The following is a 24,252-nucleotide window of genomic DNA, read 5'->3' on the forward strand; positions in this document are numbered from 1 at the left end:
GACTCTACGCGTAGTGTCAGTGGCTGGCGTAACGTACCGCCAGTCACTGACACATTGCGGTAGATTCGGGGGGTGCCACGGAGCGGAGCAGACGCGCGCGGCCGCCTTCGACAGGCGGCACTGAAGCTGTATCAGGAGCAGGGGTTCGACCAGACCACGGCGGCGGAGATCGCCGCCCGTGCAGGGGTCAACGAGCGCACGTTCTTCCGGCACTTCCCGGACAAGCGCGAGGTGCTCTTCGACGGCGAGGCCGACCTACGCGCCACGCTGATGCAGGCAGTTGCCGAAGCGCCCGAGGGGCTGGGACCGTTCGAGATACTGCTGTGCTCCTTCCGGAAATCCGCACGGAATCTGGAGAACAACCGCCCGTTCTCCGAACCGCGGTGGAAAGTCATCGCGGTGACCCCGGCGCTCCGCGAACGCGAGTTGGCCAAGCATGCGTTGCTCACCGACGCCGCGGCGGAGGCGCTGCGGCAGCGCGGCATCGACGAAGGGTTGGCCGACCTGGCCGCTCGGACCGGCTGGGCCGCCTTTCAGCACGCGGTCCAAGCCTGGATCGACGACCCCGCGCACAGTCTGGACGCGCACCTCTCCCAAGCGTTCGACGATCTGCGCGCCCTCTCCGCGACCACCCAACCACCGCAGCCGGGGCCCGAACACTGATACCGCCCGCCTGCGATCATCGAAACGTCGCAACTGGACCGCGTCACGAATGCAAGGCCGCCAGAGCCTGCGTACCGAACATTCGAGCACCTTGTCGCCGTCGTAGAGGACCAGAAGTCGGCGCAGCGCGCGCACGAGGCGCCACCGCAAACCGCCGGGATGTAACTACCTCACAAACTCGAGTGTCTTCTTCACGATCCGCGAGCCGGGGTCGCAGCGAAAACGGTGCCGCGCCCCGCGTATTCCGGGTCCAGTTGAGCGATTCGATCGCGCCCGCCGATAAGGGACTTTCGCCCCTTTTAAAGGGCTATGTGGTCTGAAAGCCCTTCTCCAACAATATTTTTCACTGCTTCTAGTCTTCGGATCAACCCCGTAGAGCTGCATGGACCGTGGGCTCTGCCCGGCTCCTGGCAGCGATCTCCTCTGCCGGCGTTGTTTGGCTGTCCGAATGCGGGTTATCCGCCAGAAGACCGGCTGGAACCCGCAGGCCGGGCACCTTCGAACAAAGGGGCCGCGATCATGGGCACTGTAGATAAGGCAAAGAACAAGGCAGAGGAACTCGCCGGTAAGGCCAAGGAGAAGTTCGGCGAGGCCACCGACGACAAGGACAAGCAGAACGAGGGCAAGGCCGACCAGACCAAGTCCAACCTCAAGGGCGCAGGCGAGAAGGTCAAGGATGCCTTTCGCGACTGACTCGACGCTCGCCAGCGTCGGCTACGGACGGGTGGTCCAGCGAGGCCATCCGTTCGCAGAATCGGTCCCGCATCCACCACCAGCACGCTGGCCCACAACGCGTCTACCTCGCGAGCCTGCTGAACTCCGATCCCGACCCGCATGAAAATCCAGGCAGACCGGTCCGCGCCCTCATCGAGCCCACAGATAGCTAACGCTCATCCAGCGACGGCAACACCGTTTCACTGCCGATCAGACCGCGCTCCCTACCCTGCACACCTCTCATCGCACCCCCGGCGAAGCTTTCACCACCACTACCACGAGGCGAGCATCATGCCCGACAACAAGCCGTCCTCGACGTCGACCGGCGGATCGTCGGCGTCGTCGTACGACAACTCGTCCACGGTCGCGGGCCGGGTAGCCCAGAACAGCGTCTTCGAACGATTCGCCCGCGTGGGCTTCGTCGTGAGCGGCATCGTGCACCTCATCATCGGCTACATCGCCATCCGGATCGCCCTCGGCGGCGCAGCCGGCACCGCCGACCAATCCGGGGCCATGGCCGAACTGGCCTCCAAGCCGGGCGGCGTCATCGCCCTCTGGGTGTGCGTAGTCGCATTCGGGCTGATGGCGCTGTGGCGGCTCGCCGAAGCGGCGCTCGGCAGCTCATCCAAACCCGACGCCGACAGTAAGAAGTTCGAAGCGATCGATCGCGTCAAGGCGGCTGGGCTGGCCGTGGTCTACTTCGCCTTCGCCCTCTCCGCGTTCGGATTCGCCCGCGGCAGCGGCACGTCCAGCAGCGGCCAGAGCACGGGGATCACCGCCCGCATGATGCACACCACCGCCGGCACGACCGCCCTCACCGCAAGCGGGCTGATCATCATCGCGATCGGCGGCTACCACGTCTACAAAGGAGTGAGCCAGAACTTCGTCGACGACCTCGAGGGCACGACCAGCGATCTCGTACGAAGGTTGGGCACGGTCGGATACATCGCCAAGGGGCTGGCCATCGCCGCGGTCGGGTTGCTGGTGATCCTCGCCGTGAGTCGATCCGAGCCGGACAAAGCCGCCGGACTCGACGGCGCCTTCAAAACCGTGGGAGCTCAACCCTTCGGAGCGGTCCTCCTCATAGTGTCCGGCCTGGGCATCATCACCTACGGCCTCTACAGCTTCGCCATGGCCCGGTACACCAAGATGTAGTCGAGTCCACCTGGCGTCAGCGGTCGGTCGAGTCACGTGGGAGAAGGAGACCGAGGGGGCCGATGTCGATGTTGAGGTCTTCGGGGGTGAGGCCGAAGTGGTCGCGTAGTTCGTCCATATGTTGCCTTTCGAGCAGAATCCCGACTCGAGCCCCATGGAAAGTCGGCCTAGTCGCAGTGCGAACCGACCCTGCTGGTCCGCGCCCGCAACGCCATCGCGGCCGCGACGTTTCCGTCGGCGCTGTGCTCGCCGATCGCAATCGCCTGCGTGTCGACACCGGGTTCAGCGGCGTGCTCGGCCGTCCAACTCAGACTTTCGCGGGACCGGGGCGGCGTAGACGGCGGTGTGGGTGGCCATGCGTTTGCGGTTCGGTTTCTCTCGAGGCGAGCCGGGTGCGGAACACCGGTGCCGCGCGAGCCGCGGGCTACTTCGCGCCGATGCCGTCGCGGAAGAAGTCGCTGAGCTGCTCGCCGAGCGGCTCGGCGGTCTGGGTGTTGTAGTCGTTCCAGCCCTCTTGCTGCGCCTGCTGCAGGTAGTCGGGCAGCGGTCGGTGCAGTTCTTCGCTGACGGCTCGGTCGTGCAGCCGGCTCATCGCCTCGCGCAGGCTCCCGCCCGCCGCTGCGGTGTTGTCCAGTTCGAGTTCACCGTCGCGGGTCGAGTAGTCGTAGAGCTCGTACTCCTCCTCGAGCGACGGGTCGATCTCCGCGGAGCCCTGCACCCAGTGCGAGTAGCGGACGAACTTCGCGTCGGCGGTCCGGACGGCCACCACATGGCCGGGTGCGTCGCGGTCGAACAGCACCGCGGCTTCCTCGATGGAGTGTTCGTCGGTGGTGTGCACGATCCAGGGCCGCCCCGGCGCGCGCGGGTCGCGGCAGATCGCGGCGATGTCGTGTCTGCTTGCCAGATGGGCGTAGCGGTCGTCGCCGCGCCAGTCGTTGCCCGCGCCGATGGTCAGCAGCAGTGGTGCGAGGTCGATGCTGGAGGTCAGCTGGGTGCGGGTGCCGGCAGCCGGAGTGAGGTCACCGCGCGGGTCGTGGACGAACAGCGGCACCCGGATGGCCTCGTCGTAGGCGCCGCCGCCCTTGCCGTGCAGGCCGTGGGAGCCGGCGTAGTCACCGTGATCGGAGGTGAACACCACCACGGTGTTGGCCGCCACCTCCGGACGGGTCGCCAGTTCCGTCAGTACCCGGCCGATCTGGATGTCCACCTGCTGCTGGAACCACAGGTAGAGATTGAGCAGGTCGATCCACTCCCGGTCGGCGTCGGGCGTGCCGTACGGCGCGACGCCGAAGGTCACCGCCGACACCTGTACCAAGGCCTGCTGCAGACGGGGCTTGCGCGAGAGTTGTTCGAGGGTCTCATGATTGGCGGGCAAGGTGTCGATCCAGCGCGGAATGTTGTTGAACGCCAAGGTGCGCCGGGTCCAGCGCGGCCACCACTGGACATCGTGCGGGTTGACCAGCGACACCGTCGTACACCAGGGGCCTTGGCCCGCATCGGTATTGAACCAGTCGACGAACTGGTCAACGATCCGGCCGTCCATCTGCAGGCCCTGCTCGGGCGTGCCATTGGGCGAAGGGTAGGTGCCGCCGTCGAAGCCGTGGCGCTCCAACCCGCCCGGCGTCGTGTCGGCGTCGTGGCCCAAATGCCATTTGCCCCACCACGAGGTGCGGTAGCCCTGTTCGCGCAGCATCGAGCCCCAGGTCGGGAAGCTCGGCGACAGCTGCGAGGTCGAGGTCGACATACAGCCGGTCTGATGTGAGTACAGGCCGGTCACCATCGCGCCGCGGGAGGGCGTGCAGTCGTTGGCGGCGGTGTAGTGCTGTTCGAACGAGACCGACTTGGACCGCAACCCGGCGATGTTCGGAAGGATGGTGTCGAGCACGGGCTGGTCCGGGAACCACATGGGGGCCCGCATCTCGTCGACGATGACGACGAGAATATTCGGCTTGTCGGGGTGAATGTCCATGCGCGGCCGCGCCGATGCGCTCGAGCTCCCGATGGTCATGGCAGCGGTCGCCGCCGCTCCGCTACCGAAGAACCCACGTCTGCTGATCGACACTGTGTCTTACTGCCTTTCGGTCGGATGCTGAGAAGAAGCGTCCATGAAGTGGTTCACCACCGACGCGAGCCGAGGACCGTTGTCCTCCTGCAGAAAATGTCCCGCGCCTTCGATCACCGTGTGCGGTTGACCGGACGCCCCGCGAATCTTGCGCTGGAAGATCTTCTCGCCGCCGGCTGTGATCGGGTCGCCATCGGAGAAGGCGGTGAGAAACGGTTTGTCGAAGCGGGCCAGCTGCTCCCAAGCCCGACGGTTCGCCGCGGCGGCCGGGTCGTCGGGCCGGGTCGGGACCAGGAGGGGGAAGGCACGGGCACCGGCCTTGTAGCTCTCATCGGGAAACGGGGCGTCGTATGCGCCCACTGCCTCGGGGGAAAGCTTTGCCCGGCAACCATTTTCGATAATGGCCCCCACCGGGAACTGCGGCGTCTCCTGTGAGAACCGCTGCCAAGCGAGAAAGGCGTCGCTCAGTGTTGCCGTTCCGTCAGGAAGTCCGGTGTTGGCCGCGACCACCCGAGCGAAGCGATCGGGATGTTCGGCGACGAGCCGCATTCCGATCAGACCGCCCCAGTCCTGGCAGACCAGCGTGATGGACGCGAGATCCAGCTGGTCGAAGAGCGCTTCTCGCAGCCATTCGACATGGCGGGCATACGTGTAGTCAGCTCGGTCGACGGGCTTGTCGCTGCGGCCGAAGCCGATCAGATCCGGTGCCACACACCGCCGGCCCGCCGCGACGAGCACCGGAATCATGCTGCGGTACAGGAAACTCCAGGACGGCTCGCCGTGCAGCAGTACGACGACTTCGCCATCTCGCGGGCCCTCGTCGAGGTAGTGCGCCCGCAGGCGGGTGTCGCCGCCGTCACCGGCCGCAACTTCGACATAGTGCGGCGGGAACGGAAAGTCGGGCAAGGCCGAGAACCGTTCCTCCGGCGTGCGCAGTGCGTGCATAGTCCTGACACTAAATGTTCTTGCATCATGAGTGCAACTTTTGTCGCGGCTTGTTAGGATGATCCGCGATGGATGGACGCACCGCTCGGGCGGCAAGGAACCGTCAAGCGGTGCTCGATGCCGTGCTGGCGCTCACGGAAGAAGGCAACCTGCAACCGACCGCACGGGCCGTGGCCGAGCGAGCCGGGGTCGCGACCAGGTCGCTGTTCCATCACTTCACCGATCTCGAGTCGATGTATGCCGACGCCGCCCAGACGCAGATGGAGCGACACTGGGTCCCCCTGCTCCGTCCGGTGACCGGCGATCCAGGTCATCGCATCGAGACTCTGGTCGAGCTGCGAGCCGAACTGTACGAGCGCATTTCGGGCACCCGCCGCGCCGCCGTGCTGCGCGAGCACGAATCCGCCTTCCTCGCCGAGCGTTTACACGAAAGCCGCGCCGCCCTGCGCACCCACCTGCGCGCCAACCTCCCCGAACTCGAGCGCCTCGACCAGCCCGCTCGCGAGGCCGCCTACGCCGCCGCTTCATGGGAGACCTGGGAGGTATTCCGCCGCCATCAAGGCCTCTCCGCGGATGCTGCCCGAGCCGCCGTCGGCGCTACCCTCACCGCCCTGCTCGCACCCGCACCGACCGTCATCGACGGAACCGCCGCCGCGGTCAGCGGCTGACCGTGCTGGCCGTCGGTGAGGGCGTGCTCGGGTTCTGGAAGGTACTGCGGGAGGTGTTCCCGGAGACGAAAGAGCAGCGGTGCTGGCTTCACAAACAGGCCGATGCTCTTGCAGCACTGCCGAAGTCGGCGCATCCGGGTGCGATCGCGGCGATGAAGGAGGTCTACAACGCCGAGGACGTCGGCCATGCGGGTCTGGCGATCAAAGCGTTCGAGAAAGCTTACGGCGCCAAGCATCCCAAAGCCGTGGCCAAGATCGTCGACGACGGCGACGTGCTGCTCGAGTTCTACCATTGCCCGGCCGAGCACTGGATCCATCTGAGAACGACCAATCCGATCGAATCTACTTTTGCCACAGTGCGTTTGAGAACCAAGGTGACCAAGGGGCCCGGCTCTCGGGCGGCCGACCTGGCGGGCCGCGGCCATCCGCCGCCGCTCCTCGCGGATCCGCTTGTGCGGCTCTGTCCCACTTTCGGTGGTGATGTCGCTGTGACGGCACGACGTTGCAGTATGCGAGGTGAATGTGCCTGCCTCCATGGCATTTTCGGGATTGATGCCGCTGGTGGTGCCGGTGTCCGGCCGCGCCTTTGCATCCCACCAGCCAACGTGATACCCCACAATGTGCCCCAGCTCCGCAGGGGAAGTCTCCACGACCGCCCAATACGCCGACTCCACCCAGGACCTCACCTCGGCCACGATCGGCATACCAGATTCGTTCACCGACCGGCTACGTCGTCTCGCGCTTGATCCAATGTTGAAGTAGGGCAGCGCAAATGATCTGAAAGCGCGAGGGATTGGTTTGCATGGAGAGATCTGCGAATTCCACACGGCGAAGTCGGCGACCTCGTGGACGATCAGCACGTAGTGCCCGCCCCCGGTCGGTCATCGGGCGAGCTGCTCGGCGAGAAAGGCCAGAATCTCGTCGCGGGCGGCGATCGTCGGCTCACCGGTGGCGTCGATGAGATGGGCCGTCACCACACTGTGGGGGCTGGCCACCACCTCCGCGAAGAACGGCGGCGGGTCGGGGTTGGCCGCGCAGTCCGGAAGCACTCGCGCGGCGAATCGGTCGCCGAGCCTCGCCCAGCAAAAAAGCGCCCACCCCTTTGGCCGAGGCGGCTTTCCGGGCGCGCAGCCGCATTCCGGAGATCACCGGCGCGGCCAGATCGGTGCTGATCGTGGTCGCCAGCGGTGAAAGTTCCTTTGCGCAGAACCTGTTTGCCAGCAATCTTGGTGAACCTGTAGGACGCGCCCTGCTTGGAATACCCGTCGGCACAACCGAACGGCCAGAAGACCCACAACACAGATGGGGGCTGTTACCGCTCAGTCTTCTGCCAACTCCTCGGCTGCCTCGTGACCCGCTGCGCCGGTCCGCTGCAGGAAGTCGGCGATCACTTCGAGCTCGGCCACCGAATAACGAGCACACAACTTATCCATGCGGTTGTTCATCCCGGAGAACAACTCGAACAATTCGGCATTCCGCTCACGCACAGCATGCAACGTGACCGCACGACGATCCGCGGACTCTGGATCACGCTCACGCACGATCCACCCGCCCTTCTGCAATCGATCCAAGATCCCTGTCATCGTCGCAGGATGCAGCCCAGCGCGACGCCCCAGCGCCGTCGGTGACAGCGGGCCATATCGGTTGATCAGATCCAGGCACGTCCAATCGACATCCTTGAGCTCAACCCGGCCACCGAACCTCCGATTGAGCAGCGACAACTGAATATTCAAGTCACGCAACGCTTCCCGCACGTCAGCGGTCAACCTCCGCTTACTCGGCGTCGAAGCACGACCCGCTACTGAACTCATCTTGCGCCACCTCGCCCACGTTTATACGGCTTACATATCATACGCAGACCTGGCACAAACATAGAAACGGGGCGCAGAACCGACCGAACGGCGGGCGAATTCACATCGTCAACGGGCGCCATGTCAAGACCACAATTCGGTGTATGCGCCGCCATGTCACCGCCGAACGCCTCGATCGACCGGCGGATTCCGCCACGGCCACGACGGCGCACCCCGCGACCGATTCAGCGAGTCGATCGAATGAATTCGTCGACGATAACGGCCAGAGCGGCCGGTCGACGACTTGGCCGATATCGAAGGGATTCGAGCGCTGACTGAGCTGCAGCCACAGGGCGAAGGAACCTCCGAGATCCTGGTCGCCTGTCGGAAATGAGGTGTTCGTCGCAACCACGCGACGAAACCGATCCCGATGCTCCCCCACCAGGCGCAGCCCCAGCAGGCCGCCCCAGTCTTGACACACCATGCAGAACCGTCTCCCCAGACTCACTCGCCGGGTCAACAGGGCGTTCGTCGAGATAGTGGACCCGCGGCCGCGTGCCGACGCCATCACCCGCGTCGATCTCGGTGTAGCGCGGCGCAAACGGATAGCCCAGCAAGCCTTCGAATCGCGATTCCGGCGTACGCACCACCGCGATCGACTGCCCAGCACCTATGGGAAACCTTGCGTTGACCATCTTCGGACTCCTCACGCCCGGTAACTCTTGACTTAAGGTATCCATGCCATATTCTATGATATGGATATCTTATGTGATTGAGCAACTGCCGCCAGGTGTCACCCTGGCCGGTTGGACGGCACGTGAGAGTGCTGGTTCATATTCGAGACGGGCCCCAGTCCTGTCGGAGGTTGGAATGCGCGAGGATGCAGGACGTTTGACAGTGTGGTTCGCGAGTGGCGATGCGGAATGACGAACGGACGCCGACGAATCAAGCCGATGGCTATGAGTGACCCCACTGTAGTTCTGCCGACCGCCAGGGAGTTCTTGTGCGCGCTCAGAGGCCAGCACCTGCGGGGTTACGTGTGCTCGCGAGCATACGATCTTGTCCTGGTGCATCGGTTGCGGCGCGAACACCGCGGGCGGGCCGCTGAAACCGACCGCCGGCGACGTGCATTGGTCGCCGACATTAATTCCTGGTCCGTGCGACACCTGCAACAGGAATTCGCAGACGAACTGCCGATCTGCCGGAGCGGATCGATGCGCTGTACAAAATTCTCGGCGGGCACATGACGCACGAGGAGTGATCCAGGGGCATTTCGTTGCAGCCACCGTCTCGCGGGGCGATCACGCGCGTGGGTAGCAGCTTTGCCTCGCATCCGAAGCGCCTATAGCACTCAACATTACCGGCACCAGCCATCGAAACATACTCGACACCAGGCCGATGGTGCGCGACGCGCGACACCTCGGTCGGGGACCTGAAATTCAGCGCAGAAACCTGCCTGCACCCATATGGCGGAGAAATAGGGAAAGCATTCATGAAACACCCAATAGCGCTGGTGTGCGCTTCGATCGCAGCGATGTGTGGCGCCCCTGCGGACGGGATGGCGGACAAATCCCGTGTGGTCGATACCGCAGACGGGTGGGAACTGCGGATCACGAAGACAGCAGAACAGGTTGAAAGGCAACCGAATCTGGCGGATTCGCCGTTCACTCGCGAGGGATTCGTCAGCCTGTCCGCATCTGCCGACATCACTGGACCTGGAAGCGCGGCGGCCAATACCGGCACAGTCCAAGTGGGCTATCAACTGGGCTGCCAGGCAGATGTCACAAACGGCATCACCGCCGGGATGGCTGCCATCATAGGGCCGAACGCGATGGTGACAATTGTGCCCGCCCCGGGGGTCGCGGTGGGAGCGAACGCCCAGCTCATGCCAAGCCTTGCGGCGAATATCAAGCCCGGTACCATCACCTCGATCCCGCTCGGCACCAAATCCCTCGCCGGCGCGCACGGTTCGATATCGGTCGACCAAGTGGAAATCAAGATCGATGGATGCCTCGGCCAGGTCAGCCTGCGTTCATTCGCCATCGTGTCGATGTCGACGGGTACTGCCGACAATTCAACGGCGGTTTACGGCGACCCGGTGTGGTTGTGATGCGCATTCCGACAATACGGCGGCGTTGGATGGTGGCCTGCTCCGTGGCCGCGATGACCGTGCTTGCCCCCGGCTCCGGACAGGCGGCTCCGATTATCCCTTTCCCAGACGCGGTCTGCGAGAACAACGGCACCGCAACCAGGTGCGACGACACCCCAGCCCCGGCCGGGCAACCGGGCGCGATGCAGCCTCGGCTCGAGCCGCCACCACCACCGCCGTCGTCGAGACCTGATGCATCGCTGAGACCGCCCGCAGGTGCATTGACCCCACCATCCTCTGGCCCAGGCCACGATGCGCCGATCGTACCCGCATACGGCAACTGATCGAACGGATGCCAACCAGCTGGAAACACGACCGCATCGGGCCCGAAGCTGGTGGCGCTGACGGCTGGGATGTGCGCTGTCGCGGACAACATCGACGATATATGGACACCAGTGAACTACCCGGGCGCAGTCCCAGACCCCGACAGCAGTGAGTGGATCGCCGACGCCGAGATCGTCGAATCCCGTATCCCGCCTTCACTTCCAAACCCCAAGGGGCACCGCCCGGCGTGATCGTGCGCTGTGTCAAAGACGCCGCCCGCCAGAACGAGCTGTTCCCGGTCTGGCGGTACCCCCTTCCGCACCGATTCGATCGAAAGCAATCGACGCCGACCTCACTCGGGTTCGGCTGATGTGGTGCGGGCCGTGTGTCGTCTGCGCTGCAGACCGGGATGTACACCGGGGGGCAACCCGGCGTGCGCGGAGATGCGCCGTAGCAGGCGATTGAGCTGAGTCCGGTCGGCGTTGTCGAGCGAGGCGAGAATTTCGTCCTCGATCGAATTGGCCTCGACCTCGGCGGCTGCGAGTAGCGTGCGAGCGCGATCGGACAGATGGATCGCATGCGCGCGGCGGTCGGCCGGATGCGGTAGGCGCTGCACCAATCCCCGCTCTTCCAGTTCATCGACAAGCCCAACCATGGTGTTGCGGTGAACCTGCAGAAGGTCGGCGAGTTCCTGCTGGCTGCGCCCGTCGGCGGCGGCGAGATGGCTGAGAATCCCGAAGTGGGCGGGGGTGAGTCCAAGCGGGGCAAGCCGTGTCGTGAATCTGCGTGAGACGTGATGGCCGATCTGGGACAGCAGAAACGCCCCACGATCGTCCAACAATTGATTCGGCACACATCAACAGTAGCATGCTAGTCATATTGTCGTATAAGATGACAATAATTTACTCCTCGCTTGCCATGCGATGGCTCTCATCGAAATGCCTGTCGCGCTCGCCAATGCGCCGGTGTCCATGTTTCAGAACGGACGGATCCGGAGTGGCGGCAATCGATTCAGCGGATGAACAACAATCCGCCCCTGATGTCGGGCCGCGAACCATGGCGTGCATGTTTCGAATTTCTACAAATAAGGTGGTTCGTTGAACGACTCCCGCACTAGATCGAAGAGATAGGTGCGGGCCGTATCTGTGGGGGTTCGCCCCCAGACCACGTTGGCTCTGGCCAGTGCCGTGGTCACGTTTGTGGCGAGGGCTAGTGCCTGATCGTGTTCCAGTGTGCCGGTGCGTAGTCCGCTGAGTAGACGAACGGTGTCGTGGAGCGCCCGGCTGACATCGAGTTGATAGAGGTGCGGCTGCAACTCTACGCGGAGCTCCGCGGAATCAGCATTTCGGTGTGCTTTGACGGCGTCGTCGTAATCCGGTGGACCGTAGAGCGCGAGACCGTAATCGACAACAGTTACTCCGTTTGCTCCCCTGAGGATATTGCCGTGGGTCAGGTCGGCGTGGATGAGCGCAAAGGTCTGTGGTCTGGCTTCCGTGAACATCTTGTTCAGGCGACCGGTCAGAGATTTCGGAAAGCCGAGGTGTTTGAATGCCGTGCGTAGCCAGGGGACTTTGCGAAAGTTTTGGTAGTTGCGTTCGTCGTATTCGGCGAGCATCCGCAGGAACCCTTCCGAGTCCCCGGATTCTGGGTACCAGTCGGGCAGGGGAGCTTTCGCCCGGAATTCGGCCGGGCTCGTCACCCCAGCATCCGCCCTCCCGGTGGAGTGTGGACTACAGTTGCGCCGTCAGCTCATGTGCGATGCCGCCGATTGCTGTCCGCAGCTTGTCCGGATCAACCCGCAGCGATTCACCCATACCAGGCAACCTCTCAACCCCTCGTTCGTGGCAAGACGTAGCAATTATTCGTGTTCCATATTAGATCTAATGCGTATCGTGCCGTATGGATATCATTCCTGCGGCCATTGGGAAGTGCAGACTTCCTCCGGCGGGCTACAGGTCGGAAAGTTGCAGGTTCACCGCCATGAGCGTCGCGGGCAGCGACTTCGCGTTGCAGGCAAGCGATCAAGAACTCCTCGTAGCTCCAGGTTTCGGCGCGGGCTCGTTAGGCCAGCTGCTCGACCGAGCTGGCCAGTGCCGACGCTTTCAACGCTCGGGTGAGGAACGCCAGCTCGCTGGTGATGTTGCGGGCGTTGGTGTTTGCGGTCTTAGCTGGCATCAGGCGATCTCCCCGCCGAAATCGAGGTCGAACATCCGGCCGTAATCGGCGAGGCTGCGCTGCTCGACCCTGAATACCGTGGGTTATGACCAGTCATCCTTGTGATCGGCTACCCACGTGGCAAACGGGAGAGCCGGACGGCCGAGGATGTCCTCGACATAACTGGTGACCGCGATCGGCTGTTTGATCTCGCGGGCGTATCGCGCCATCAGAGCGTCCACGAACTGCTTGTCGAGCCCGTGCGCGATCATGCCCTTGGCGGCTATCTCGGAGGGGACCTCTCGAAACCCCAAAGGCCGGCCGAGCGTATCTCCGATGATGGCGACAAGCTGGTCCATACGCAGCGCCTCGGGCCCGGTAATCGGGATCGTTCGGCCGAGCAGTGAATCATCGACCATGGCCCGTGCGATCACGTCGGCGACGTCCCACTCGTGGATCAGTGGTTCAGCGAATTCAGCGAACGGGCCGAACACCGTGTCGCCGTTGGCAACTTGACCGGACCACATCGAAAGCGTATTCATCGCAAAAGAACTCGGCCGTACGCTCACCCACGGCAACCCGCTGTTCACAACCGCGCGTTCGACCTCGGTATTACGGTCGCCGTTGAACCATGAAGGCTGCAGCGACACGTCGGCGTCGGCGTTGATCGCCGACATCACCACCACACGTCCGACGCGGTGTTCGGCGGCGTGAGCGAGCAGGCTCGCGATGTCGTCCTTGGTCGCTCGTGGATGAACAAAAAGGGAGTCGACGCCCTGCAGGACGGAGTCGAGATCGTCGGGCGTCACGGCTTGGACCCCTTGGGGCAGGCTCACGGCGGGCTGTCGGGTCACCGCCCTGACCTGCGCTCCGCTCGCAAGGAGTGTGTCCATGAGCGGTCGACCGATCACCCCCGTTGCGCCGGTGACGAGATACATAGCAGCTCCTTCTCGAGTCGGTCCCGGATCGCTCCGGCTGACACGAATCAGCTTAGCTCATAATATATGTGTTTCATATAGTGTTAGAAACGTAGTTGCCGAGGGTTCGGCGCGACCGGTGTCGAGCATGGGGTGAGTCGCCGTGTCGGTCTCATCGAAGGTTCTGTTCGAGCCGTCAGATCAGGATCCGCCGCCAGAGGGTCGATTGGCCGGCTCGAGCGCCCGGCGGTATGTCGCTCGGGCCTCGGCGTCAACAACTCGCCACAGGTCTATCCTGCCGGCCGGGCTCAGCGGCTGCGAAGCGGGGAGTCGGCCGGACCGTTTGCGACGAGATCGTCGGTGACCCGATCCAATGGCTGGCTGATTCCACGCGCCAACGCAGTAGCAAACTAACATGATTGTCATCTAATATGACAATATGACGCTTCCAGCCGGCCACACGGCCTCCAGCACCGACCAGCCCGTGACCCTCATCAACGCCTTCTCTGTGCCCATGTCGCAGAAGGATCGCTTCCTGAGCCGTTGGAAGGACAACGCTCGGTGTATGACGTCGGCACCGGGATTCATTCGCGCCCGAATGCTCCAGGCTGTGAGCGGCAACGCCGAGCTGACGTTTATCAATGTCGCGGAATGGGCAAGCGGCACGGCACTGGACGCGGCGCGAACCGATCCCGAGTGGCAGCAGTCGATCCAGCGGATGAACAACGACCCCGAACTCGACGTCACCGCGCGACCGATGGTGTACCAAACCGCGATCGACGTAGCGCCCGGCGACACGCTTCCCTGACGCGGCAGCCCTTCTTTCGCCGAAGGGTCCGCGGTTTGGTATCGACCCGGAGTAGGCGGGAAGGCTTCGCGGACCCCACGTTCCGATCAGGTCGGCTCGACGCGAAATACCCCGATCCGATGCGCCGCCGAGGCTGTCCGGCGTCGGCGCATCAGCCGGGTCAGAATCTGCTCGGTGAGTCGCCCCGATTGTGGCATTGGCCGCGCGCGGGGCTCTTGCCCAGCAGCACCGGGGATATGTTCTCGAAATTGTCAACGGCCGAGCCTGTGGGATGTCGCTGTACATGGCCTGCCTGTCACGCTGTGAGGCCCCCGTCGGCGGCGATGCTTTGACCGGTAACCCATCGAGCGTCATTAGAGGCCAGGAAACCGACGACATCGGCGATATCCTCCGGCTCACCGAAGCGGCCCAGCGGAGTCCGGGCGACCCGCTCCGTCAACATCTCCTTCATGGGCTGCATCGCATCGGTATTTGTCGGACCCGGCAATACACTGTTCACCGTGATTCCCCGTGGCCCCACCTCGCGGGCGAAGGCCCGGACCAGCTGTTCACCCGCCGCCTTGCTCGCGGAGTACAACGACGTGGACGGGTCGCTCGCCCGGGTGGCCGACGAGGAAATGTACACGATCCGGCCGCCGTCGCGTACCCGCGCGGCAGCCTCCCGAAACGCGACGAACGTGGCCTGGGCGTTGGTGGCGAACGACCGCGTGTAGTCGTCGTCGGACGCCCCCGCGATCGGCCCGGCAGCAAACCCATAGGCATTGTGCACGAACACATCCAGCCCGCCGTACCGGTGTTCTGCAGCATCGAAGAGCGACCTCAGCTGGGCCGGATCGGACACATCCGCCTGCACGACGGTGGCCTGCCCACCGGCTGCTTCGATCGTAGAGGCGACCTCCTCGGCCGCCTCGGCATTGCCCTTGTAGTTGACGACGACCTTCGCACCGTCTGCGGCCAGACGCAGCGCGATCGCCCGGCCGATGCTGCGCGCACTGCCGGTGACAATGGCGACACGATCGGTATTCGGCATGGAATTCTCCATTGATAGTGGATGAAGCTCAGATCAGCGTCGGCCCAGCAGAGAACGCGCGACTGGAGTCCAGATCGTGGCGGCTGGCGTTCGGCCGGAGCCGCATTGATCTCGAGGCACTAGCTGAAGCCTTCTTACCGAGCTAATATTATATGACTCCAATATTATATTAGCGAAATACGACGGCGGTCGCAACCGCACTGGAATCCAACCCTCTTGATCTGAGCCAGTCTCGCGCTCAGCCCACCTTCGGGAGGCCGATTCGTGCCTCTACCAGCAGTGGTCTGCCGGTCTGGTTGACGATATGGTTCTGGATGGAGCCGTGCCAGGGCGCGAACCGACACGGACTCGGCGAACGTCGCGGATCATTCCGTCCACGAGTGGGTGCGGTTCCCCAGCGAGGATTGTCGGTGCTGCCGCGACTTCTGCCGGTCGGGGCCGTAGCTCACGGACCCCGCGAATACCGCTGGGCCAGAAAGCCGATCGACGGACGCTGGAGCCGCCGACGAGGACACTGGCTGCTCGCCAGGCGCAGCATCAGTGACCGGACCGACAGCGCCCACTACCTCTGCTACGGGCCCGCCCGGTCACAACGAGCCGCCCACTACCCCGCAGCAGCGTGATACTGCTCGCGATGCTCGATCCAAGGCTGTTGGCGCTGTTCCTCACTCATCGCCAACAACTCACGCAACCTCCCCCACGCCACCTCATCGACCGGGGTATAAATCTGCATCCACGCATGCGGCAGTGCAGGCAAACTCATGCTCGTCAAGAACATCTCCAACTCCCCCACCGCCAAATTTCGGATCTGCTTCGTACGACTCGCCGGAACAGCAACATCATTACGAGCCCACAATGACGCGAAAGCCTCACTCTCGGCACATAATTCGGAGATGAAACCCTCCCACCCCGGATCACCGAGATTCTTCGCATACGAACCACGCAGATAACCCACCATGCGCCGCAAGTCATCCCAATTGTGGTGATAGGTATTGCAGCACTCCGGGGTCAGGAACACCCGACGGGCCACATTCCGCTCCCCCTTCACGAAACCCGGGCACAACACCTCATACGACTTATTATGTGCCAACACGTCATAACGCGGACTCAACACCACCCCCGGCAACGGCTCCAGATGATCCAAAATCACCTGAAGCTCTTCCGGCAAGGCAGTTCCCGCATGCGCCGTCGGCACCGTCGGCACATCAGCCAACCGATACAAATGCGCCTTCTCCGCAGCATCCAACGACAACGTCCGCGCCACCGCATTCAACACCTGCACACTGACATTGATCTGGCGACCCTGTTCCAGCCAGGTGTACCAAGTTATTCCGATCCCCGCCAGTTGCGCGACCTCTTCGCGTCGCAGGCCTGGTGTGCGGCGCCGGGGCCCCGGGGGCAGGCCGACGTCCTCGGGGGTGATCCGCGCGCGCCGGGACTTCAGGAATGCGCCCAGTTCGGCGCGGCGCGCCTTGCGTACTGCGCGGACATCCACAACATCGCGCCCACCCGTCACCTGGCCGCCACCCCTCATCGAATCGCTGCGCGATGTTGCACTCATCCCATGATGATCCCTGACGCTGCTAGCGGTATCCAGGTGCTGCTAGGCCGTGTTTAAGAAGTTGAGAGCCAGATGTTGATGGCGGCGATTTCGACGGTTGCTTTGTATCGGACCGCGAGCTTGTCGAATCGTGTTGCGACGGCACGGTTCTGTTTGAGCAGGTTGATGCCGCATTCGACGGCATGGCGCTGTTTGTAGGTGTCCTTGTCGAAGGCCGGCGCTCGCCCACCGGCCGAGCCTTTCTTGCGGCGGTTGGCGGCCTGGTCGACCTTCACCGGGATAGTCGCCTTGATACCGCGCCGCCGCAAGTAGGCCCGGTTGCCACGGGAGCTGTATGCCTTGTCCGCCAAGACCCGGTCGGGGCGGGTCCGCGCCCGCCCCGAGCCGACGCGCGGCACGCTGATCTGCTCGAGCACGACCTCGAACTGTGGACTGTCACCACGCTGACCAGCGGTGATCACCACCGCCAACGGCTTTCGTCCCTGCTCGCACGCCAGATGTGTCTTGGTGGTCCATCCGCCACGCGAGCGGCCCAACCCGTGATCGTCGGGCTCGGGATCATCCCCGGTGCACGGCGGTTCGGTCTGTAGGTCCCCCTTTTCCGCGCACCAGCGGCATGCTGGTGCGCTCGCGCGATCGTGGAATCGACGCTGACATCCCAGGCGATCCGGCCTTCGGAGTCGGCGAGCGCTTGCAACGCCGACAGAATCCGGGTCCACACCCCGGCGCGCTGCCACCGTCGAAACAGCCCGTACACCGATTCCCACGATCCGTAGCACGCCGGCACATCCCGCCATGGCGACCCGACCCGGACTCGCCACCGAATCCCGTCAATGAGCTGCCGTTTCGTCCACTTCGGCGGGCGACCGGACTTCTTCCCGACGGGCAGCAACGGCTCGATCGCCACCCACTGCTCCTCGGTCAAGTCCGCCCGCCTCGTTGCTACGCTGATCACGAGGTCTCCGGTGTTCTGGTTCGTCTTGGTAAACAAACCATTTACCGGAGACCTCGCCCATTCCCAGTAAACGACACACCATGCCCGACAAGCGCTTTCACACCCGCGCGACCAACGCGAACCTACTTCTTAAACACGTCCTAGTACTAGTTTCAGGCCGCGCGGGCGGTCGGCGTCGCTGTCGCGGCTCAGCTGCTCGTCAGCGACCGTTCTTGTGGCGCCAATCCCGGACGGCGTCACGGACTCGGTCGAACACCGCCAACGGCGGACTCGTCACGAGGTTCGCCAGTCCGGTCTCGCCCGCGTGTGGATGCGGGCGGGTCGGCGCGACCTTCTCGGCGGCGTGCAGCATGCCCGCCCAGCGCTCCAGTTGATTCACCGAGAACTGCTTGCGCAGGAACGGGAATTCCTCGGTCTCCTCGTTCGCGGCATGCGCGGTGAACGTAGCGGCGAAATCAGATAGCTTCGTATCGAATTCGGGATGGTCGACGCCGAGGTCGTACAGTTCGGCCAGCGCGCGTTTGACCGCGTTCTCCTCCACCAATCTGGGTCTGATGATTTCCTCGGCGCCGAATGACGAGCGACGCGCCACCGCGTGCACGACTTCTTCTTCTGCGGTTTCGTGAACCGCCAGGAGCCGCACCATCTCGGTGAACATTTCTCGCTTATCGTCCTGCCCCGATTTCAGCTTGTCGAGCAGGTGCCGGATCTGCTGGTGCTGCGAGGTCAGCAGGTCGATCGCATTCTCATCCAGGTTTCCCATCGTGCACCTCGTTTCTGCGCCGACGGCGGCGGTGTATTTCATATACTCCTCCGTAGACAGGCCAGCGCGCCACGTTCCGGTGGAAGAACTAGCCGACCGTGGTCCGCGCCGAAGCACGGTTGCGAGCCGTTTGCCCTCAGCGCCCCGGGAAGGTGGATCTTGATCCGCCGCGCTCGAGGCGGTCAATGGGGATCGGCCGGGCGGAACAAGGTCAATGTCGCGGGTCGGCTGGTAAAGGCGAAGTCCGTGCCGCTGCTGTCGACCTCGCCGTCGGTGGCCAAGGCGACCGGTCCGCTGTCGATGTGCACGGTCAGCCGTTCGGCGCGACGGTGTACGTAGGTCGCGGAGCGGTCGAGGGTCCCCGTGAGCGTGGCCCAGATCAGGCGGATTCGGGAGAACGGCACGTCCGCGCGTAGATACCGCACGTCGAGGGTGCCCTGGTGCAGTAGCGGGCGCGCCATCGGGACCTGATCGGTGGGCCGGTAGTGGCCGTTGCCGACGAACAGCATCCAGATGGCGGTATCGACGCCGTCGATGGTCGCAGGCAGCGGCTGGGCCCGGGACAGCGCAGTCACCATGGCGATTCCCGCGGCGGGCCATTTACCGAGACGCGGCTCCCAGCGTTCCCTGGTCCGGACGAAGTCCGGATAGCCGCCGAGGCTGGCGGTGTTGACGAAGGTGCGTGGCGCGAGTCCGTCCGATCGCACCAGGGCCGTATCGGTCTGGACCGCTTCGCCCGATTCCAATGCGGTCAGGGTGTGTTCCAGCCGTTCCACGCCCGTATCGCGGGCGAAGTGGTTGAGGGTGCCGCCAGCGAATACCGCGAGCGGCAGCCCGTGTTCGATCGCTGCCGCCGCGACGGCCGATACCGTTCCGTCGCCGCCGAATACGCCCAGTGCGACGACATCATCACGGCTCGCTCGGTGGTCGAGTTGCGCGGCGAGATCGTCGTTCACCTCCACAATCTCTGCGGCGGTTAGTCTTTCGCGAAGTGACCGCAGTTGGTCGGCACCGGAGCCGCCGGATTGCGCATTCGTCACCAGCAGGAGACCGGAACCGTTGGACACCGGGGCGATCTGTCGAAGTTGCCCGAGTTCGGCGGGCACATCCTCGCGCCGCGCCCACCACCGCCGGGTGCCGAGGGCTATCGCACTGCCCAACGCCGCCCCCGCGAGTACATCCGAAGGCCAATGCACGCCGATGTGCACGCGTGAATAGCCGACGGCCGCCGCAATCGGCGCGATAGCGACCGCCGTCGCCGGAGATTCGAGGGCGACACCGGTCACGAAGGCCGCGGCGGAGGCGGCATGCCCGGAGGGGAACGAGGAGGACACCGGCGGTGTCACCAGCCGCCGCACGAACGGCACCGACTCATCGGGCGGCCTGCGCCGCGGAAACAGCGGTTTCGCAACACCATTCGCCACCGAGCCGGCCAGCGCGACCGATACGAGCCCACGTAGGGCCGCCCGCCGTGGTCCCCGACCGCCGCCCAGCGCAAGCATCGCCGCCATCACCAGCCACAGCCGGTTGTAGTTGGCACTCCTACTCAAGGTCCGCAGGAATCGATCGGCGGGCGTCGGCCGTACCCGTGCAGTGCGCGCCACCAACCACGCGTCCACCCGCCCCGCGAGCTTCCGTCGCGACGGATTCGGTATCCGCTGCCTCATCCTCCCAGGCTATCCACGCCCGTACCACTGCGCCCGTAGCCATCGCTGCTGGTCAAAAGCACCGCGCATCATGATCGACACCAGCAGAACGCCAGGTCGAACGCATCGAGCGCCGAAGACGATGGTTTCCAGCCCCTCCGCTTGACACCCGGACACTCGCCGATGACACCTTGGGCCCCACGGCGCCGACGCGCTACCGGCGTTCGCCACACTCGTCGCAAACCCAGCTCGCACCGGAGCAGGCCGCGCGGTTCACCGCCGATTCCGGTCGACATCCCCGGCCGGTCAGCGCGATATCCGGTGCGCTGCTCGTGCTGTTCCTCGACTGGCTCGACGGCGATGTCGACCCCGACGGCGACGAAGTGGTCGACTACGCCACCCGCCGCACCATCACCATCCTCGGGCTCGGCTGAGCGTTACAGCAGGCCGCGCAGCCGCAGATCGGCAATGTACTTGTCGATGAGCGCGGGTGTCAGGTGTGGAATATCGTGCTCGGGCCCGATATGCGCGGCTTGGACCGCGGCGGTGAAACCCTTTGCCGGGATGGCGGAGCCGCGGATCGGCGGGCCGGGACGGCGATAGGCGTGCAGCAGCGGTAGCACCGAAGCCTGGCGCTGCTTCTCGGGCAGGGCGCGCAGCGCGGTATCGAACCGGGTGAACCACTCCTGATAGTTGTCGATCCGCTGGATGGGGTGGCCGGATTCGACCAGCCAGTCCACGAATTCGTCGAGCGAGATGCCGTCGTCGTGCGGGTTGAGGACATCGAAGGTTCGGAAACCGTCGCGCGCCTCGGCACCGAGAGTAGTGATCGCCTCGGCGGTGAAGTCGGCGGGTAAGCCATCGTAGTGTGCCCGTTGCCGTTTGCCGTCAGCGTCGGTCTCGTAGAAGGAGTACGGGGCGATGCCGGTGGCGACCAGACTGAGCACCAGCCGGGTGAACATGTCCGCAATGTTGAGTTGGCCGCCGAATCGACTGTGGGCCAGGATCATATCGGATCGGAAGACCGCAACGGGTAGCCCGCACAGATCGTGCGCTTCCCGCAGCAGCACCTCGCCCGCCCATTTGCTGTTGCCATAGCCATTGGCGTAGCTCTGGTCGATGGCGCGCACGGAACTGATTTCGCGGATATCGCCATCCTCCTCGAACGCCGAGGGACGGATCTGGGCCGCGACCGCCACGGTGGACAGATAGGTGACGGGCTTGAGCCGCGCGGTGATGGCCAGGCGGATGACTTCCGCGGTACCAACAACATTGGGGCCGAAGAGCTGGTCGTAGGGCAGGACGTGATTGACCAGCGCGGCGGGGTGCACGATCAGATCGACGGTATCGGCCAGCCGATGCCAGGTCGCCTCGTCCAAGCCGAGATTCGGCTCGCCGATATCGCCGGGCAGTACCTCCAGGCGGCGGGCGGCCAGATCTCGGTAGTGCCGGATCAGTTCCGGATCACCGCTGTCGAAAGCATCCTCGAGCCGGGCGCGGGCCGCTGCCGCATCCTTGCCGCGGATGACGCAGATCAGTGTGCCGCCGGTCTTGTCCAGTCGTTCCAGCCATTCCAGGCACAGGAAGCGGCCCAGGTAGCCGTTGGCGCCGGTCAGCAGCACCGTCCGGGTCTCGGTCGGGTGCGGGAGAGTCGTTGCGGCGGTGAGCGTTTGCGCATCGATGAACTTATCCAGTGTCAGTTCATCGGCACGCGCGAGATCAGCGTGGGCGTGTACCGAGGCGAAGCTGGGCCGGATCGCTCCGGAGCCCTGCGCCGATTCGACGTAGGCCGCCAACTCGCGCAACCCGTTGGCCGGGCTGACGATAACGCCGACCGGCACCTCGACATCGAAGATATCGCGGAGCAGATTCGAAAACGACAGCGCGGACAGGGAATCGCCGCCCAGATCGGTGAAGAGCGCCTCCGGTCGCAGATCGGTTGTGGCGCAACCGAGTAGCGCCCTGGCGGCGCGGCTCACGGTGTCCAGCACCGGCAGATTCGCGGCTTCACGGCGCAGCACGAGCAGTTCGTTCGCCTGCCCGTCGGCCAGTTCGGCATACAGCTGCTGCAGCCGGTCGCCGTAGCGCTCGATCAGTTTGGGGCGCAACAACTTGCCGATACCGGAGAGCAGACCGTTTTCGGCGGTGAAGGGTTCGGTCTCGATCAGGAAATCGCGCGGGATCTCGTAGGAGTTCAGCTCGGCTTCCTTGGCGATCCTTTGCAGCGAATCGCTCAGTGCCGCTTTCGGATCGGCGCTGCGCAGTACCTCCTCGGTCGGCACGATCACCGCGAGCAGATAGGCGCGCTCACTGTTGCCGTAAACGAAGATCTGCTCGAGCAGCGGACTGCTGGCATAGACGGCCTCCAGATGTGCGACCGCGACGAATTCGCCCTGGGACAGCTTCAACACATTGTTGCGGCGATCGACGTAGACGAGCTGATCGGTCCCGAGTTCGGCCACGATATCGCCGGTTTTGTAGAAGCCGTCCGCATCGAAGATCTCCGCGGTGACCTCGGGACGCTTGTAGTAGCCGGGAATCATGGTGGTGGTCTTCAACAGCAGTTCGCCGCGCGGATGCGGCTGGTCGGTGCCGAAATACCCCAGCTCGGGCACGTCGATCAGCTTGTAGTCGATGACCGTTGGACGGCGGATCATGCCATCGACCATGACACCGCCGCCCGCCTCGGTGGAGCCGTAGCCGTCGTGCAGGTCCGTGTCGATGACCGATTCGATGAAGGTCTTCATCTCGGCGGCCAACGGTGCACTGCCGACGATCGCGGTGATGAATCTGCCGCCCAGAAAGTCTTCGCGCAGTTCGGTTTTCACAGCTCGGTCGAGTTCGGCGCGGTCGGTATCGGGTTCGGCTCGCCGCTCCATTTCGCTCTGATAGCGCTGAAAGACCATGTCGCACACGCGAGGCACGAAGAACAACTCGGTCGGGCGCACCAGGCCGATATCCTCGAACAGCGTCGAGACGTCGCTCTTGGCCGCGAAATACGCGGTGCCGCCGCGGGCGAGGACCCCGTACAGCGACATTCGCCCGGCGACGTGGCTCAGCGGCATGTAGTTCAGGTTGATCGCGGGCAACTCGAGCTGGGCCAGCCACATCGCCTTCACCAACCCGGCGGTGTACATGGCACCCTTCGGGGTTCCGGTACTTCCGGAGGTGTAGATCAGCAATGCGAGCGCGTCGTCGTCGGGAACGAACAGTGGCACGGGTGGCAGGGTGCGCCCATGTTCGAGTACCGAGTCCAGCGACTCCACGACGATCGGCGTGCTCGCGAGGCGGTCGCGGGCCGATTCGAATGCGTCGCGCTCATCGTCGTCCTCGGGGTGGTAGTCGAAGACGACCAACCGTTGCGGCGTCGGTCCCGCCAGTACGCATTCGATTGCGGCATTGAGGTTTTCGGGCGTCGCGGCGAGGATGCGCGGTGCGGTCTCCGCGACGATCGCCGACAACTGCGCGGGCGACGCGCTCGCCTGCAGCGGCACGGCGACCGCACCGAGGTGCAGACACGCCAGGTCGAGGGCGGTGTAGTCGCCGCTGGTGAAACCGAGCATCGCGACGAAATCACCGGCGCGCAACGGATTTTCGGGATCGTGGTGCCAATCGGCGGCGATCGCGCCGACCTGCGCCCACAGCTCCCCATAGGTGATGGTCGCGAATTCGGGCAGCAGGCGACGGGTCCGGCGACCCGCCTCGTCAGCGGTCGGTTCGGATACGCGATGCCCGAACGCGGGACGATCCGCATAGCCCGTCATCACCAGCTCCGCGATCTGGGACAGACCGAGTCCGGGTTCTCGAACCGCGGCGAAGATCTCCGGGTCCGGCCGGGCATCGCGGATGTCCTGATGGGTGGCGTACAGGTCGGTGATGCGACCGATCAGCCGTTCCATCCGGGGATCACTCATCATGGCCAGCCTCCTTCGGTGGTTTCGCAAATGTCGGTTGTTTCTGCAGATAGACCCCTACGTTGAGTAAGACGTTAGCTTGCCTAAATATTCC

Annotated in this window: 19 protein-coding genes and 5 pseudogenes; 8 read left to right on the forward strand and 16 right to left on the reverse strand. The window is 64.3% G+C overall.

Features of this window, described 5'->3' with window-relative positions:
* The first annotated feature begins 72 nt into the window (after nucleotides 1–72).
* From ACQP1G_RS26605 to ACQP1G_RS26615, 3 genes are all read left to right on the forward strand, one after another.
* On the forward strand, nucleotides 73–663 hold the full coding sequence (locus ACQP1G_RS26605; RefSeq protein WP_433192285.1) for a TetR family transcriptional regulator: 591 nt from the start codon (nucleotides 73–75) through the stop codon (nucleotides 661–663).
* Between the two features lie 519 nt (nucleotides 664–1,182).
* On the forward strand, nucleotides 1,183–1,356 hold the full coding sequence (locus tag ACQP1G_RS26610; RefSeq protein ID WP_433192286.1) for a CsbD family protein: 174 nt from the start codon (nucleotides 1,183–1,185) through the stop codon (nucleotides 1,354–1,356).
* A gap of 312 nt (nucleotides 1,357–1,668) precedes the next feature.
* On the forward strand, nucleotides 1,669–2,532 hold the full coding sequence (locus ACQP1G_RS26615; RefSeq protein ID WP_433192287.1) for a DUF1206 domain-containing protein: 864 nt from the start codon (nucleotides 1,669–1,671) through the stop codon (nucleotides 2,530–2,532).
* 16 nt (nucleotides 2,533–2,548) lie between these two features.
* Here the strand turns inward: ACQP1G_RS26615 and gvpK are convergent.
* From gvpK to ACQP1G_RS26630, 3 genes and pseudogenes are all read right to left on the reverse strand, one after another.
* Nucleotides 2,549–2,650: pseudogene (gene gvpK, locus ACQP1G_RS26620) on the reverse strand (gas vesicle protein GvpK); the annotation flags it as partial.
* Nucleotides 2,651–2,956: 306 nt separating this feature from the next.
* Complete coding sequence (locus tag ACQP1G_RS26625) at nucleotides 2,957–4,540, reverse strand: sulfatase-like hydrolase/transferase (RefSeq protein ID WP_433192288.1); 1,584 nt, start codon at nucleotides 4,538–4,540, stop codon at nucleotides 2,957–2,959.
* A gap of 60 nt (nucleotides 4,541–4,600) precedes the next feature.
* Nucleotides 4,601–5,539 (reverse strand): haloalkane dehalogenase, encoded by a 939-nt coding sequence (locus ACQP1G_RS26630; protein WP_433192289.1) that lies wholly within the window; start codon nucleotides 5,537–5,539, stop codon nucleotides 4,601–4,603.
* Nucleotides 5,540–5,607: 68 nt separating this feature from the next.
* Here ACQP1G_RS26630 and ACQP1G_RS26635 point away from each other — a divergent pair, with 68 nt between their 5' ends.
* Together ACQP1G_RS26635 and ACQP1G_RS26640 are read left to right on the forward strand one after the other, a co-directional pair.
* The gene (locus tag ACQP1G_RS26635; RefSeq protein ID WP_433192290.1) at nucleotides 5,608–6,207 is read left to right on the forward strand and encodes a TetR/AcrR family transcriptional regulator; all 600 of its coding nucleotides are present in this window, start codon (nucleotides 5,608–5,610) and stop codon (nucleotides 6,205–6,207) included.
* A pseudogene (locus ACQP1G_RS26640) lies at nucleotides 6,168–6,620 on the forward strand (transposase); the annotation flags it as partial. The gene ACQP1G_RS26635 and the pseudogene ACQP1G_RS26640, both read left to right, overlap by 40 nt.
* Nucleotides 6,621–7,088: 468 nt before the next feature.
* On the opposite strand, the pseudogene ACQP1G_RS26645 reads toward ACQP1G_RS26640, so the two are convergent.
* From ACQP1G_RS26645 to ACQP1G_RS26655, 3 genes and pseudogenes are all read right to left on the reverse strand, one after another.
* Nucleotides 7,089–7,280, reverse strand: a pseudogene (locus ACQP1G_RS26645) (dienelactone hydrolase family protein); the annotation flags it as partial.
* A pseudogene (locus ACQP1G_RS26650) lies at nucleotides 7,234–7,471 on the reverse strand (IS1380 family transposase); the annotation flags it as partial. The pseudogenes ACQP1G_RS26650 and ACQP1G_RS26645, both read right to left, overlap by 47 nt.
* 55 nt (nucleotides 7,472–7,526) lie before the next feature.
* Entirely contained in the window at nucleotides 7,527–8,018 is a 492-nt protein-coding gene (locus ACQP1G_RS26655) for a MarR family transcriptional regulator (RefSeq protein ID WP_433192291.1), read from the reverse strand.
* 1,555 nt (nucleotides 8,019–9,573) lie between these two features.
* Here ACQP1G_RS26655 and ACQP1G_RS26660 point away from each other — a divergent pair.
* The gene (locus ACQP1G_RS26660) at nucleotides 9,574–10,107 is read left to right on the forward strand and encodes an MspA family porin (protein ID WP_433192292.1); all 534 of its coding nucleotides are present in this window, start codon (nucleotides 9,574–9,576) and stop codon (nucleotides 10,105–10,107) included.
* 655 nt (nucleotides 10,108–10,762) lie between these two features.
* Here ACQP1G_RS26660 and ACQP1G_RS26665 read toward each other — a convergent pair.
* The 4 genes and pseudogenes from ACQP1G_RS26665 to ACQP1G_RS26680 form a co-directional block, all read right to left on the reverse strand.
* Nucleotides 10,763–11,263 carry a MarR family winged helix-turn-helix transcriptional regulator gene (locus ACQP1G_RS26665; RefSeq protein WP_433192293.1) on the reverse strand — a complete coding sequence of 167 codons (501 nt, stop codon included), beginning with the start codon at nucleotides 11,261–11,263 and terminating at the stop codon, nucleotides 10,763–10,765.
* A gap of 225 nt (nucleotides 11,264–11,488) precedes the next feature.
* Complete coding sequence (locus tag ACQP1G_RS26670; protein WP_433192294.1) at nucleotides 11,489–12,109, reverse strand: phosphotransferase; 621 nt, start codon at nucleotides 12,107–12,109, stop codon at nucleotides 11,489–11,491.
* A 272-nt stretch (nucleotides 12,110–12,381) separates the two neighbouring features.
* A pseudogene (locus tag ACQP1G_RS26675) lies at nucleotides 12,382–12,585 on the reverse strand (IS21-like element ISAau2 family helper ATPase IstB); the annotation flags it as partial.
* A gap of 83 nt (nucleotides 12,586–12,668) precedes the next feature.
* A complete protein-coding gene (locus tag ACQP1G_RS26680; protein ID WP_433192295.1) occupies nucleotides 12,669–13,502 on the reverse strand; it encodes an NAD(P)H-binding protein in 834 nt (277 codons plus the stop codon).
* A gap of 418 nt (nucleotides 13,503–13,920) precedes the next feature.
* On the opposite strand from ACQP1G_RS26680, the gene ACQP1G_RS26685 reads away from it, so the two are divergent.
* Nucleotides 13,921–14,289, forward strand: a complete 369-nt coding sequence (locus ACQP1G_RS26685) for an antibiotic biosynthesis monooxygenase family protein (protein ID WP_433192296.1) — start codon at nucleotides 13,921–13,923, stop codon at nucleotides 14,287–14,289.
* Between the two features lie 295 nt (nucleotides 14,290–14,584).
* On the opposite strand, the gene ACQP1G_RS26690 is transcribed toward ACQP1G_RS26685, so the two are convergent.
* From ACQP1G_RS26690 to ACQP1G_RS26710, 5 genes are all read right to left on the reverse strand, one after another.
* On the reverse strand, nucleotides 14,585–15,319 hold the full coding sequence (locus ACQP1G_RS26690; RefSeq protein ID WP_433192297.1) for an SDR family oxidoreductase: 735 nt from the start codon (nucleotides 15,317–15,319) through the stop codon (nucleotides 14,585–14,587).
* A 604-nt stretch (nucleotides 15,320–15,923) separates the two neighbouring features.
* Nucleotides 15,924–16,814 carry a helix-turn-helix transcriptional regulator gene (locus ACQP1G_RS26695; RefSeq protein ID WP_433192298.1) on the reverse strand — a complete coding sequence of 297 codons (891 nt, stop codon included), beginning with the start codon at nucleotides 16,812–16,814 and terminating at the stop codon, nucleotides 15,924–15,926.
* A gap of 119 nt (nucleotides 16,815–16,933) precedes the next feature.
* A protein-coding gene (locus tag ACQP1G_RS26700; protein ID WP_433208092.1) for an IS5 family transposase occupies nucleotides 16,934–17,832 on the reverse strand; the annotation gives its coding sequence in 2 pieces (ribosomal slippage) (nucleotides 16,934–17,425 and nucleotides 17,428–17,832; 897 coding nt in all).
* 202 nt (nucleotides 17,833–18,034) lie between these two features.
* Nucleotides 18,035–18,598: a hemerythrin domain-containing protein gene (locus ACQP1G_RS26705; protein ID WP_433192299.1), complete on the reverse strand. Its 564-nt coding sequence runs from the start codon at nucleotides 18,596–18,598 to the stop codon at nucleotides 18,035–18,037.
* A gap of 182 nt (nucleotides 18,599–18,780) precedes the next feature.
* The gene (locus ACQP1G_RS26710) at nucleotides 18,781–20,265 is read right to left on the reverse strand and encodes a bifunctional phosphatase PAP2/diacylglycerol kinase family protein (protein WP_433192300.1); all 1,485 of its coding nucleotides are present in this window, start codon (nucleotides 20,263–20,265) and stop codon (nucleotides 18,781–18,783) included.
* A gap of 170 nt (nucleotides 20,266–20,435) precedes the next feature.
* On the opposite strand from ACQP1G_RS26710, the gene ACQP1G_RS26715 reads away from it, so the two are divergent.
* Nucleotides 20,436–20,678 (forward strand): hypothetical protein, encoded by a 243-nt coding sequence (locus ACQP1G_RS26715; RefSeq protein WP_433192301.1) that lies wholly within the window; start codon nucleotides 20,436–20,438, stop codon nucleotides 20,676–20,678.
* Between the two features lie 3 nt (nucleotides 20,679–20,681).
* Here the strand turns inward: ACQP1G_RS26715 and car are convergent, their stop codons facing one another.
* Nucleotides 20,682–24,161, reverse strand: coding sequence for a carboxylic acid reductase (gene car, locus ACQP1G_RS26720; RefSeq protein ID WP_433192302.1), 3,480 nt, complete (start codon nucleotides 24,159–24,161; stop codon nucleotides 20,682–20,684).
* Nucleotides 24,162–24,252: the final 91 nt, after the last annotated feature.

Source organism: Nocardia sp. CA-107356 (genome assembly GCF_050946365.1).
Taxonomy (GTDB): Bacteria; Actinomycetota; Actinomycetes; order Mycobacteriales; family Mycobacteriaceae; genus Nocardia.